Consider the following 13,386-nt stretch of genomic DNA (forward strand, 5'->3'; position numbering starts at 1 on the left):
CACTACAAACAAGTCAGATAGATTCAACCATTTCAGTGATTAAAAAGAAACCTGAAATAAATGGTAATGCGATAAAAGTCGTATCCAAACAAGATATTGCAAAAGAGTTTTTAAACTCTTCACATGAAAATTTCGATGAATTATTAGGAGATGTTAATCCTTTTAAAAACTTAATTGTACTTGAGTTTAATCCAGATTATCGAAATAAAAAAACATTTGATAAGATTGCAAATGAGTTAAAGGTACTGCCCAGTATTTATGAGGTTTCTTATCCTGTTAACTACATGGACTTAATTATCCCCAAGATAAAAGTAATATCAAGCGCTGCTTTAATTTTCATAGGATTAATTGCCTTAATCGTCTATTTACAAATTAGTAATTATACCAAATTACATATTCATGCGAATCGCAACTTAATCAAGTCGATGCAATTATTAGGTTCAACAAACGGATTTATTATGAAACCCTATTTGTTAAAATCTGTTATACACGGTTTATCTGGAGCATTGGTTGGATTTATATTAACTAATTTATTTTATTTTTATTTAAACAATCAAATACCGGAGTTGACCGATTATCTATATAATACCAATAATCAACTTATTATTTTAATTGGAACCATATTTGTATCAATTCTTTTCAGTTTCATAAGTACTTTGATTACTGTTAATAGGTATTTAAGAATCTCCGCTTCAAATTTATATTAGACATGGAAAAAAATACTAGCAAGTCTTCCTTCCCTTTAAATGCCGCCAGCATTAAGATTTTATTGGCAGGCATTTCAATTATGTTTGTTGGTTTTTTTGTCATGACATTAGATAAAGAGCCATTTGGTTTTGGTTTTTTAGGCTTGACTTTAGGGCCAATTCTTGTTTTAACAGGTGTAATTATTCCTATATTCGCCTTATTTAGACCTCGTAGTAAATGATTGGATATTTAGAAGCCATTATTTTGGGGGTTATTGAGGGTTTAACGGAATTTTTACCGGTTTCTTCAACGGCTCACCTTATAATTGGAGAATATTTACTAAAGATTCCTTCATCTAATTTTTTAAATTTTCTTACCATATTTATTCAGTTAGGTGCTATATCAGCTGTACCAATTTTATATTATAAAAGGCTTACCAGTAGCATAACTATTTACCGTTTAGTCAGTATTTCATTTATTCCTGCGGTTATTTTAGGCGTACTTTTCGATGATTTTTTAGAATCAATGTTTGAAGGTTATTCATTTATCGCTATATCATGGATTTTAGGAGGTTGTATATTAATACGAATTGATTATTGGTTGCGGAATCGTTTACCAAAAACACAAGTTGTGACCGATTTATCTATTCTTCAATCTGTGAAAATTGGTTTTTATCAGTGTATTGCTATGATTCCCGGGGTTTCTCGTTCTGGTGCTACTATAGTCGGAGGAAGATTAGTAGGTCTAAGTCATCAAGCGGCTGTTGAATATTCATTTTTATTAGGTATTCCTACTATTCTTGGTGCTAGTGCAAAAAAGATTTTAGATTACCGAGCTGATGTACCTCAGTTTTTTGATTCAACCCATTTACCTGTTCTTTTAACTTCATTTATTGTCAGTTTTCTTATTGCTCTAGTAAGCATACGATTTATGGTTTCCATTGTTACTAAATATGGGTTCGTAATCTTTGGTTACTATAGAATAGCTGTCGGTATACTCCTTTCTTTATTTTTATGGTTGAATTAGATCAAGTCCAACCAGAAAATCAATTTTACCTAATTGATAAACCGGTAACGTGGACTTCTTTTGATGTTGTACGTAAGTTGAAAAATTTGGGTAGATTTAAGAAAATTGGTCATGCGGGAACATTGGATCCCTTAGCCTCAGGTCTATTGGTGGTATGCGTAGGCAAACACACCAAAAAGATTGAATATTTTCAAAGTTTACCTAAGACATATACTGGGACACTCGTATTTGGCCATACAACTCCGTCAATAGATTTAGAAACAGATTTTGACAAATCGTATCCAATTGAACATATTTCAAGGGATTTAATTTTAGAAAAAATTCAAAATCATTTATTGGGCGAAATTAAACAAGTACCTCCTATTTACTCGGCTATAAAGTTAGATGGCAAGCGCTTATACTCGCATGCAAGAAATGGTGTATCGGAAATGGAATTAGATATTAAGGTTCGGGATGCTTTTATTTATGAATTTGAGATAAATTCTGATAATTTTCCAGAAGTTGAATTTAAAATTTGTTGTTCAAAAGGTACCTATATACGAAGTATTGTAAGAGATTTAGGAGAATTGGTAGGATCTGGTGCTTATTTAAAAAGGTTGATACGAACCAAAATAGGTGATTATACCATTGAAAATGCCCAATCAATTGAAACGTTCAATAGAGAAAACTATGCGGTTATATCATAACTTATCTCAAATAGATATGTTCTCTACTCCTTCTGTTATCACAGTTGGCATGTTTGATGGTGTGCATCTTGGTCACTTAAGTGTATTAACGAAGGTGGTTGAAATAAGCAAACGCCAAAATATACCTTCAATAGTACTGACCTTTACCAATCATCCCTCCCTTTACTTCAATAAAGAATCTAATTATATGTCCCTTTCTTCCTTCCAGGAAAAAGCACAAATCATGGAAGATATAGGTATTGATATTTTGATTGCGTTACCCTTTGATCAATTTATGGCGAGCTTGACAGCTCAACAGTTTGCTAATTCTATTTTAATAGCATTACTTCAGGTTAAACACATTGTATTTGGCTATGATAATCATTTTGGTCAAAATAGAGAAGGTTCAGAAGAATTTATACATGTAAACTTTCCTCAGATAGAAACGTATCGTGTCAAAGAGACAATAATCGATAATGAAGTCGTTAGCAGTTCTTTGATAAAACAATATCTGCTACTTGGTAGAGTTAATCAAGTGACTAAATTATTGGGTCATTCGTATAATTTAACTGGACTAGTAATCAAAGGCGACCAACTAGGGCGTACAATAGGTTTCCCTACGGCAAATTTACAGGTAAATGAGTCTAGTAAATTGATTCCAGCGAAAGGAGTATATGTTACCCGTAATACCATAATGGGTAAAATGTATTATGGTATGACCAATATTGGAGTTAGGCCAACAGTTTCCAATAGTCTTGAACAAAGAATAGAGACTCATCTATTTGATTTTGACAAGGATATATATGGAGAAGAATTACGAGTAGACTTCATATACTGGCTTAGAAATGAAATCAAATACGACTCATTCAGCGCATTAGTTGAGCAATTAGAGAAAGATAGAAAGGACGCAACTACTTATTTAACACAAATTCATGTAGCTTCCTAGGAATTTAACCTCATCAGATTTAGATGTTAAAATTGCTAAAATATGCTCATCTAATTTATTGCCTTCAACATCAATAAAAAACCAAAATTTAAAATCATTAGTATCCTTTTGAGGTCTTGATTCTATTTTCAACAAGTTTATATCTTTTTCTTCAAAATCTTTTAACAATCTAAGAAGAGTTCCCGGTTTATCATCGTCCTTCAACTTTACCGCAAGTGTAGTTTTGTCTCTATCGGTTTTCTTAAGGTTTTCTGCTTTGCTAATAATAATAAAACGAGTTTGATTACTATCATTATCTTGAATGTTATCAAAAAGAATCGGTACATGATAGATTTTAGCAGCAATATGAGAGCACAGAGCTGCAGTACCAGGATTTTGAGCAGCTAGTTTTGCTGCCTTTGAGGTTGAATCTACTTGTACAAAAAAATCATCAGATTTAGATGCGAAGTAATCCTGAGTGAATCCTTGACATTGGTGGAACGCAATGTCTTTAGAATAAATTTGTTGGATAGCATTAATATCATGCTCTTTGGTGGCCAAACAAAAGTTCACAGGTATGATTATCTCCGAAATGATAAACAATGAACGTTCACTTAGCAAATCTAATGTCTCTTTAACCATACCCTCTTGATTGTTCTCAATGGGTACGATGCCATATTTTGCTCGGCCAGTATCTACTGAATCAAAAATAGATTTGATTGAGGGCAACGAAATATAATCTGCCACTGCACCAAAACGTGATTCCGCGGCCTGATGAGTAAAACTACCTTCTGGGCCAAGATAACTTATTATTTCAGGTAATTCTAAATTGCGCGAAACGCCAAAAATTTCTAAAAATATTGCTTCTATTGCTACTTTACCTAATCTACCAGTTGGCTTTTTTGCAAGTCGATCAATAATTTCTTTCTCTCTATCAGGATGATAAATAAGACTATTGTTTGCTCGTTTCAAACTGCCTACTTGATCAACCACATCCATTCGTTTGACCAGAAGCGCTAATATAGCATCATCGATTTCGTCAATTTCTTTACGTAGATCTCCTAAATTCTTCATCGCTTACCTGGTTTACCCTAATTTTCTGATGCTTCGGGTTGTTCATTTATTCGCAATCGTTCTACTTTATTTACCTCTCTAAACTTAACTCTATCCACCAGAGCCTTATCTATTTTCTTAGAAAGCAAATAACTAATCGTACAGTAAATTGCAAATACGATAGCTAAATAAAGTAATAACTTATTGTTACTTTCTTTTCGATAATTGCTCAAATACGTAAAAACACTAACTATAATAATATTAAAAAACAATAATAAGGCAGTAGCTATTTTATGAGAAAACCCAATATCAATAAGAACATGATGTAAATGTTTTCTATCTCCTTCAAAAGGCGATTTACCTTCTATTAGCCGAATAAAAAACATCCTTATGGTATCAAATACGGGTAAAATCAATATGGATAGTGCAAAAAGAGGTGCATCCTTGGATAACATCGGATTAACTTGAAAGTTGTTATTGATTACAACGTATTTAATTGCAAAATAAGAAAGTAAGAATCCTACAATTAAAGATCCCGTATCCCCCATAAATATTTTATTCTTCGTGGACCAGTTGTAACGAAGAAAGCCAAGAAGAGAACCCGATAAAGAAACAGCTAGCGTTGCTTGAGCATACATACCGAGTTTATAGAATAAGTAAGAAAACATTAAACTTGCAAACAACCCAACTGAACCCGCTAAGCCATCAATCCCATCAATCAAGTTTATCGCATTAATCAAGGAGATAAAGATAAAAATGGTGGTTAATAAACCTACGTTATAAGATAATTGAGTTAAACCCAACAAACCATATAAATTTGAAACTTGAAGATTTCCTAAACTAATTACAAGTAAAGAAGCGGCAATTTGAATTAATAGTTTCTTCTTGGGAGATAATATAAGAATGTCATCTTTTATACCTAAAAAGAATAATATAATAATCGCTGATATAGTAAGGTGTAAATCATGTCCTTCTTTAGGATTATCCCATATAAAATAGGTTATTAAAGTTGCAGCAAAAATAGCAACACCACCCAAAGTAGGTGTTAATTTTTTATGAGAACTGCGTGACTTAATTTCTGCCATCAAATCTTTCAATCGAGAAATATTAATAATTACAGGGATTGCTGTAATGGTAATAAATAAAGAAACTACAAACGAAATGAGTAGTTGAAAATCTTTATCATCTAAAATTTTAATATAATCCATACGCTACTTTATTTCCCGTTGTTTAATAGTAACCTCTTGTTTATTTCCATAAATACTGAATGGACTGGTATCTTTTTTGATTATTACACCGATCCCAACAACACTATGCGATTTCAATGTAACGCCCCCCGTTATCGTTGAATTTGCACAAATCCAAACACCTTCTTCAACATGAATAGGTTTACTAATCAAGTCGAAATAGGGTAAGCTGTAATCATGATTTCCCGTAATTAACAGAGCCTTTTGAGAGATACAAACATTACTTCCAATGCGTACATTGGAAATATTATCGATCCAAACAGATTCACCTAACCAAACATTATCGCCAATATATAAATTCCATGGCAATTTAATCTTAACCCAAGGTTTGATTACACATCCCTGCCCTATTTGTGCACCGAGTAATCGTAAAATATAAACCTTAACACTTGAAGGATAAGGGATATTTGTTAAAAAAAATATATTGGAAATGACCAACCAAACTCCATACTTCAATTTGGCTCCAAAGGAAAGATGAAGCTCATGTTTGAATTTTGATAGATCAGTTGCCTTATTTTCCACTTAATTCGATGTTTTTTGGCAGTATTAATAAAAAACGTATTAATATAATGTAAAATACCCAATATGAAAAATCCAAAGGCCGTCCCCCGGTGAATACAGATACGAGTAAATTAATATAAAATAGACTTATAAAATTTTGAAATAAATTTTTAGTCTTTATTCCAAGAATTATATAGTACAAGATTAAAACATTAAAGACGATAAATAAAAAAACGCCTAAAATACCAAAATTAACAAATGCTTCTAAAGCTGGAATATCGACGTACCAGAATTTATAACCCTTTCCAAATATAAAATCAAACCAATCTCTCGAAATTAAATTCTTAATATAAGTAATATTTTGAACCCTATTCATAGCAGAAGCATCCTGTTGAGAGGATGGATTATTTATACCTAATCCGGTATTTATTGCTCTTAATAAAAATTCATAGGCTCGTTCTGAATAACCACTTAAGATTTCAAGTATATGAAACTTAGTATTAAGATATTGCATCATAGCCAAAACCAATAAATAATACAAGATGGTAGACTTGTTACTTTTAAATCCAGCAGATAAACTATAATTTCCAAAAACTAAATAAAACGCTATACATAAACCTACCGAAATGAAATTTCCGCGTGTTTGAGTTAAAATAAGCACAACTAAACTAATTAATAGGTTGATATGAGCTAGAATATTAGCTCTAGCACTTCTATTTCCAATAAAATAATAAGCTTTTTTATGTATAAACAAGAATGAAATTAACAATCCGGCCACCGCATTTCGACCAAATACTATCGGATTGCCTGAGAAATCTTCCCCCGTTCCTTTATTATATTGTACAGTTGCTCTAGCACCTAAAACGTAATCAGGATTAGTTGAAATAGAATAAATAAGCGCAAAATTATTGACTAACGTAACAGCCAATATTAATAATGGTAAATAATATTGCACATCATTATCAACTCGGAATATGCAATAAATGAAGCCAATTAAGATGGAAAAATTAATTGCATCTACAATTATCGAAGAACGTTGCGTATTATAAAAAAGGAAGTAAAAAAAACCTAAAAAGAAGAAACTAAGTCCAGTAAATGCCAAAGTTTCATTTCCCTTGTAGAATACCTTTAAAGGAATATGATTTATAAGTAAAATGAGGCCGACCGAATAAATTATACCTGCAAAAATTGATGTTTGGCCAACTCCTATAAATTCTTTCAGAAAATAAATAAAGGGAGGGGCAATCCATATGATAATTATGCCCAATGAAACTTTCCAATTTAAAATTTTATTCTCCTGCAAAATAAAAATAGAATTATAATGGAAAATATTTAGTGATTCCGTTTGGATTCGAACCAAAGACCTACTGCTTAGAAGGCAGTTGCTCTATCCAGCTGAGCTACGGAACCAAAAATCAAAAAGTCAATTTAGCTAATTGTGCAAGCACTCATAACCAAATTGACTGTGTCGGGGTGGCAGGATTCGAACCTACGACCTCTTGGTCCCAAACCAAGCGCGATACCGGGCTACGCTACACCCCGAAAAACACTGCGGAGAGAGAGGGATTCGAACCCTCGGTACCGTTTCCAGTACGCATGTTTAGCAAACATGTCCTTTCGGCCTCTCAGGCATCTCTCCTAGCATTTAAGAGAGTACAAAAATATGATTATTTATTTAAGATGCCAAACTTATGCCTAAAAAAAACAAATAATTATAGATCAAATGAAGATACCGATTTACCAGGTAAGCTTGTTTTACCCATAAGCGAAAGGTCTACTTGACGAGCCGCTTCACGACCCTCAGAAATAGCCCACACTACCAAAGATTGCCCCCTTCTTGCATCTCCGGCTGTAAATACCTTGTCTATCACAGTTTTATATGTTGAATCTGCCAAAATGTTACCTCGTTCATCTAATTCACCTCCCTGCGTAATTAACTCATCTACAAGTTGGTCATGATCAGTATGTATGAAACCTGCAGCAATTAAAGCTAAATCACATGGTATTTTGCGAATATTAGTAATTTCTTGTTCAAGCTTTCCATTGGATGACTTATACGATATGTCACCGATAATTAATGCAGTTAACTCGCCATTTTCATTTTTTACAAATTCTCTTAAGGCAATTGACCATAAGCGTTCTGCCCCTTCTTCGTGTGAGGTTGATGTCCTCAACATTGTTGGCCAATTAGGCCAAGGGGTATTTTCTGCTCTGCCTACCGGAGGCTTAGGCATAACTTCTATTTGAGTAATGGATTTAGCTTTATGTCGATTCGATGTACCCACGCAATCTGAACCTGTATCCCCACCACCAATAACCACCACATGTTTCCCTTTCGCTGAAATTTCACCCACTGTGTACACTTCACCTTTGTGATTACTTAAAATATCACTTCCAGACACGCGTTTATTTTGTTGTGATAAAAATTCCATTGCAGGAAAAATACCTCTCGCGTCATTACCGGGGGCATCAATCAATCTAGGGGTCGTAGAACCCGTCGTTAAAAGAATAGCATCAAAATCAAGTTGTAGTTTTGAGAGTTTAATGTCTTGACCAATTGCAGTATTGGGTCTAAACTGTATACCTTCTTGCTCCATTACGGAAATACGACGGTCAATGGTAGACTTATCCAATTTAAAATCAGGTATACCAAAACGCAACAATCCGCCTATTTTGTCTGCTCGTTCATACACGGTAACTGTGTGACCTGCTTTATTCAACTGGCTTGCAGCTGCTAATCCAGCAGGTCCTGAACCTACGACAGCTATGGATTTTCCAGTCCGTTTTGTAGGTACTTGGGGAATCACCCACCCTTCCGAATAAGCTTTTTCAATGATTGATTTTTCTATCATTTCTATAGCTACTGCGGGTTTATTTATCCCCAAAACACATGAGGATTCACATGGTGCGGGACAAATACGCCCAGTAAATTCAGGAAAATTGTTTGTAGACACTAATATCTCATAGGCATACTTCCAGTTTTGCTCATAAACAGCGTCATTAAATTCTGGTATAATATTCCCTAATGGACATCCATTATGACAAAATGGGGTACCACAATCCATGCATCTACTTGCTTGCGCCTCTGTTTCTTGAGCCGTGGCGATTAATTCAATTTCTTTATAATCATTCACACGCTCTGAAATAGGACGCTTTAATGCCGTCTTCCGATCAATTTCTAAAAATCCAGTTGGCTTTCCCATTTTACTATTTCTTTAAATCAATTTGAATATCTTGATAAACACGATCCTTGTCACTTAATACATCTGATATGCTCAAATGTCTTGTTGCCAAAGCATTGCGATAATCAATAGGTAATACTTTTTTGAATAAACTTATAGAAGCTCCAAAGCTTTCTAGGATACTTTTGCCTTTAACTGATTGAGTTAATTCAATGTGTTTTTCTAGATACATACGTACGATGGAAACATCTTCAGGCGTCAAGTCAGTAATTTCAACCATTTCCCGGTTAACCTTGCCTTCGAAATCATTTTTTTCATCTAAAACATAAGCTACACCACCTGACATACCAGCACCAAAGTTCCTTCCTGTAGCTCCTAAAATTAAAATAAGCCCCCCCGTCATGTATTCACATCCATGATCACCAATGCCTTCTACTACGACTTTGGCTCCGGAATTACGTACGCAGAAACGTTCACCAGCCATTCCAGCTAAATAAGCTTCACCCGATGTGGCTCCATAGAAACTAACATTACCTACAATACTGTTCTCTGAAGCATTAAACTTAGCTTCTGCAGCAGGATAAGCAATAATTGTAGAGCCACACATCCCTTTGCCTATGTAATCATTGGCATCACCTTCAATTTCCAATTTCAACCCTTTAACAGAAAAAGCGCCAAATGATTGACCTGCGGTGCCTTTAAACCTCATGTGTATAGTATCTACAGGCAATGCTTTCTCCCCATATTTTTTCATTATCTCATTGGAAATAATGGTTCCTACTGAACGATTAACATTAATAATAGCCATTTCCCCGTAAACAGGTTTGCCTGATTCTAATGCTTGTTTCGCTAATCCAATAATCTTCCAATCCAATTGTCCTTCTAATCCATGATCTTGATCTTCGGATTTAACTAGAGCAACCCCATCTTCATTAGGCGCTGGTGATAAAATGGGAGATAAATCAACATGCTTAAATTTCCAATGATTGGAAAGGTCTGTTAATTCAAGTAAATCAACGCGTCCAACCATTTCATCCACTGTTCTAAAACCCAATTCTGCCATTATTTCACGCATATCTTGAGCTAAAAAATAGAATAAATTAACTACATCTTCAGGTTTACCCGTATACAAAGCACGTAAATCCGGGTTTTGAGTAGCGACTCCTACCGGACAAGTGTTTAAATGGCATTTACGCATCATAATGCACCCAGCAGTAACTAATGCTGCAGTAGCCACACCAAATTCTTCTGCCCCCAATAAGGCTGCAATCGCAATGTCTCGACCTGTTTTAATTTGCCCATCGGTTTGTAGTGTTACACGACCCCGTAATTTATTTCGTACTAATGTCTGATGCGTCTCAGCTAATCCAAGCTCCCAAGGTAAACCAGCATGTCGAATAGAAGATAATGGAGATGCGCCCGTTCCGCCATCGTAACCAGCAATTAAAATATGATCAGCATGAGCCTTGGCCACACCTGCAGCAATGGTTCCAACCCCAGCCTCTGAAACTAATTTAACTGAAATTCTAGCATCTCTATTGGCATTTTTTAAATCAAATATCAATTGAGCTAAATCTTCAATAGAATAAATATCATGATGTGGTGGAGGTGATATCAATCCTACACCCGGCGTTGAATGACGCGTTTTACCAATCCAGTCATCGACTTTATGACCTGGTAATTGCCCTCCTTCTCCGGGCTTTGCACCTTGAGCCATCTTAATTTGTAATTCTTTGGCATTCGTCAAATAATTAGCTGTAACACCAAAACGACCAGATGCTACTTGTTTAATTGCCGAATTCATTGAATCACCATTTGGCATCACTTCAAAACGAATAGGATCTTCTCCCCCTTCACCTGTATTTGACTTTCCACCGATTCTATTCATTGCAATTGCCAAAGTCGTATGCGCTTCGTAGGAAATAGACCCAAATGACATAGCCCCTGTGGCAAAACGCTTTAATATTTGCTCAATAGGTTCTACCTCGTCAATTGAAATAGCTTTTGAAGATTTAAACCGAAGAAGTCCTCGCAAGGTTATTGCCTTTTTAGATTGATCATCAATCAGTTGCGCATACTTCTTATAAATTGAATAATCATTCGTTTTGGTTGATTGCTGTAATAAATGAATCGTAGTTGGATTGAATAAATGCTCCTCTCCTCGCTGTTTCCATTGATATATTCCTCCAACTTCTAATTTAGGATGATCAGATTTTAACAATTCATATCCCGAAAAGTGTTTAACTAGTGCTTCTTTGGCAATAGTATCCAAGTCAATGCCACTAATACGACTGATTGAACCTGTGAAATACAAATCAACCACTTCTTTACCAATACCTAAAATTTCAAAAATCTGAGCACCTTGATAAGATTGCAGTGTGGAAATTCCCATTTTGGAGAAGATCTTTAAAAGCTCCCCGTTAACTGCTTTAATATAATTATATTCAAGTTTTTCATATGAAAAAGCATTGTCAACTAAATTTGTTTCTCTCATCGACCGAATAGTCTCAAAGGCCATATACGGATTAATTGCAGATGCACCATATCCAATCAACGTAGCAAAATGATGGGTTTCCCAAACATCACCAGCCTCAACGATTATCCCTACTTTAGCCCGTTTTTTGGTACGAATTAAGTGGTTGTGAACAGCTCCTAAAGCCAGTAATGATGGTATAGGTGCATGAGAAGAATCAACTCCGCGGTCGGTTAGCAATATTATTGAATAGCCATCATCAACAGCATCTTCAGCATATTGACAAATCCGCTCCAAAGCCCTTTTCAAAACACCTGAATCTTCAGAAGCCCTGAAAGTAATGTGTATTGATTTTGTTTGAAAATTCTCATGATCAATCCAACGAATTTTCTCAACCTCTTTATTCCTTAATACCGGTTGCTGAATTTCAATTTGTTTACAATGACCAGGGGATTCCTCTAGTAAGTTTGACAAACCTCCAATGTCAGTAAGCAAAGACATGACCATCCGCTCACGTATCGGATCAATAGGTGGGTTGGTTACTTGGGCAAATAATTGCTTAAAATAGGATGACAAATGCTGCGCCTTATCAGATAAAACAGCCAAAGGAGTATCTATACCCATAGACCCTAAGGCTTCTTTACCTGTTTCTGCCATTTGCTTTAAAACAATGCGTATATCTTCCGTTGTAAATCCAAATATCTGTTGCCTTGAAATCAACTCGGTTAATTTCGGTTGACGATATTCACTACCCGCTTCTGGAAGATCTTCTACTCGAATTTTATTCTCGCGTAACCATTGTCCATAAGGTTGCTGCTGACAAATACTTTCCTTTAACTCTTCATCTGGAATTATACGACCTTGTTCCATGTCAACCACAAACATTTTACCAGGTTGTAAACGACCTTTTGAAACAATTGTAGCCGGATCCAAGTCCAAAACACCTGCTTCAGAGGCCATAATTACATGATCATCTTCAGTAACCCAATACCGGGATGGACGTAAACCATTACGATCTAAAGTCGCTCCTATTATTTTACCATCAGTAAACGAAATACTCGCCGGACCATCCCAAGGCTCCATCATGGCGGCATGGTATTCATAGAAATCACGTTTATAATCAGCCATGCTATCGTTGCCATCCCATGCTTCTGGAATAAGCATCATCATAACATGCGGAAGAGATCGACCACTTAAGTACAATATTTCTATCGCATTATCTAAAATTGCAGAATCAGATTGGCCTAAACTACAAACAGGCAAAATCATATCCAGTTCCACTTGTGTAAAATATTTACTAGAAAAAAGGGCTGACTGTGCCTGCATCCATGACGAATTACCTTTAACTGTATTTATTTCACCATTATGCGCTATAAATCGAAAAGGTTGAGCTAATTTCCATTCTGGGAAAGTATTTGTCGAAAACCGTGAATGTACAATAGCCAATGCTGAGGTAAAATTCTCCTCATTCAAATCTTTACAATAACCGGGAACTTGTAACGTAGTTAACATTCCCTTGTAAATTATCGTACGACATGACAAGGAAGTAAAATAAAACTTATCCTCTAATGATGGTATGGTTTCATTTAATAATCGGGTAACGTATTGTCTAAAAATATACAACTTA

Annotated in this window: 11 protein-coding genes and 3 tRNA genes; 5 read left to right on the forward strand and 9 right to left on the reverse strand. The window is 35.1% G+C overall.

Translation table 11 applies throughout. From position 1 onward, the window contains the following. The 5 genes from ACIQZ2_RS10840 to ACIQZ2_RS10860 all read left to right on the forward strand — a co-directional run. On the forward strand, nucleotides 1-707 hold a 707-nt coding region (locus tag ACIQZ2_RS10840; RefSeq protein ID WP_395768874.1), incomplete at its 5' end, for a cell division protein FtsX. Between the two features lie 2 nt (nucleotides 708-709). Continuing rightward, complete coding sequence (locus tag ACIQZ2_RS10845; RefSeq protein ID WP_395768875.1) at nucleotides 710-928, forward strand: DUF3098 domain-containing protein; 219 nt, start codon at nucleotides 710-712, stop codon at nucleotides 926-928. After that, a complete protein-coding gene (locus ACIQZ2_RS10850; protein ID WP_395768876.1) occupies nucleotides 925-1,713 on the forward strand; it encodes an undecaprenyl-diphosphate phosphatase in 789 nt (262 codons plus the stop codon). The genes ACIQZ2_RS10845 and ACIQZ2_RS10850 overlap by 4 nt, the downstream gene beginning before the upstream one ends. Continuing rightward, complete coding sequence (gene truB / locus ACIQZ2_RS10855; RefSeq protein ID WP_395768877.1) at nucleotides 1,701-2,399, forward strand: tRNA pseudouridine(55) synthase TruB; 699 nt, start codon at nucleotides 1,701-1,703, stop codon at nucleotides 2,397-2,399. The genes ACIQZ2_RS10850 and truB overlap by 13 nt, the downstream gene beginning before the upstream one ends. Next, nucleotides 2,383-3,324, forward strand: a complete 942-nt coding sequence (locus tag ACIQZ2_RS10860; RefSeq protein WP_395768878.1) for a bifunctional riboflavin kinase/FAD synthetase — start codon at nucleotides 2,383-2,385, stop codon at nucleotides 3,322-3,324. Before truB ends, ACIQZ2_RS10860 begins: the two co-directional genes overlap by 17 nt. Here the strand turns inward: ACIQZ2_RS10860 and pheA are convergent. The 9 genes from pheA to gltB all read right to left on the reverse strand — a co-directional run. After that, on the reverse strand, nucleotides 3,298-4,377 hold the full coding sequence (gene pheA / locus ACIQZ2_RS10865) for a prephenate dehydratase (RefSeq protein WP_395768879.1): 1,080 nt from the start codon (nucleotides 4,375-4,377) through the stop codon (nucleotides 3,298-3,300). The genes ACIQZ2_RS10860 and pheA overlap by 27 nt on opposite strands. Nucleotides 4,378-4,394: 17 nt before the next feature. Beyond that, nucleotides 4,395-5,564 carry an MraY family glycosyltransferase gene (locus ACIQZ2_RS10870; RefSeq protein WP_395768880.1) on the reverse strand — a complete coding sequence of 390 codons (1,170 nt, stop codon included), beginning with the start codon at nucleotides 5,562-5,564 and terminating at the stop codon, nucleotides 4,395-4,397. Between the two features lie 3 nt (nucleotides 5,565-5,567). Continuing rightward, nucleotides 5,568-6,125: a colanic acid biosynthesis acetyltransferase WcaF gene (locus ACIQZ2_RS10875; RefSeq protein WP_395768881.1), complete on the reverse strand. Its 558-nt coding sequence runs from the start codon at nucleotides 6,123-6,125 to the stop codon at nucleotides 5,568-5,570. Next, on the reverse strand, nucleotides 6,115-7,407 hold the full coding sequence (locus tag ACIQZ2_RS10880; RefSeq protein ID WP_395768882.1) for a hypothetical protein: 1,293 nt from the start codon (nucleotides 7,405-7,407) through the stop codon (nucleotides 6,115-6,117). The genes ACIQZ2_RS10875 and ACIQZ2_RS10880 overlap by 11 nt, the downstream gene beginning before the upstream one ends. 33 nt (nucleotides 7,408-7,440) lie before the next feature. Beyond that, nucleotides 7,441-7,514 (reverse strand) — tRNA-Arg (locus ACIQZ2_RS10885). Nucleotides 7,515-7,572: 58 nt separating this feature from the next. Beyond that, nucleotides 7,573-7,646: transfer RNA gene (locus ACIQZ2_RS10890), tRNA-Pro, on the reverse strand. 10 nt (nucleotides 7,647-7,656) lie between these two features. Next, nucleotides 7,657-7,743 (reverse strand) — tRNA-Ser (locus ACIQZ2_RS10895). Between the two features lie 73 nt (nucleotides 7,744-7,816). Then, nucleotides 7,817-9,307: a glutamate synthase subunit beta gene (locus ACIQZ2_RS10900; RefSeq protein ID WP_395768883.1), complete on the reverse strand. Its 1,491-nt coding sequence runs from the start codon at nucleotides 9,305-9,307 to the stop codon at nucleotides 7,817-7,819. Nucleotides 9,308-9,311: 4 nt separating this feature from the next. Then, the coding region (gltB, locus tag ACIQZ2_RS10905; RefSeq protein ID WP_395768884.1) for a glutamate synthase large subunit at nucleotides 9,312-13,386 on the reverse strand (4,075 nt) is incomplete at its 5' end.

Source organism: Aquirufa sp., assembly GCF_044342065.1.
Classification (GTDB): Bacteria; Bacteroidota; Bacteroidia; order Cytophagales; family Spirosomataceae; genus Aquirufa.

What these genes read in the sequence shown, in the direction of transcription:
- ACIQZ2_RS10845 (WP_395768875.1), top strand. Translation starts at nt 710, where the DNA reads ATGGAAAAAAATACTAGCAAGTCTTCCTTCCCTTTAAATGCCGCCAGC.
- ACIQZ2_RS10850 (WP_395768876.1), top strand. Translation starts at nt 925, where the DNA reads ATGATTGGATATTTAGAAGCCATTATTTTGGGGGTTATTGAGGGTTTA.
- truB (WP_395768877.1), top strand. Translation starts at nt 1,701, where the DNA reads ATGGTTGAATTAGATCAAGTCCAACCAGAAAATCAATTTTACCTAATT.
- ACIQZ2_RS10860 (WP_395768878.1), top strand. Translation starts at nt 2,383, where the DNA reads ATGCGGTTATATCATAACTTATCTCAAATAGATATGTTCTCTACTCCT.
- pheA (WP_395768879.1), bottom strand. Translation starts at nt 4,377, where the DNA reads ATGAAGAATTTAGGAGATCTACGTAAAGAAATTGACGAAATCGATGAT.
- ACIQZ2_RS10870 (WP_395768880.1), bottom strand. Translation starts at nt 5,564, where the DNA reads ATGGATTATATTAAAATTTTAGATGATAAAGATTTTCAACTACTCATT.
- ACIQZ2_RS10900 (WP_395768883.1), bottom strand. Translation starts at nt 9,307, where the DNA reads ATGGGAAAGCCAACTGGATTTTTAGAAATTGATCGGAAGACGGCATTA.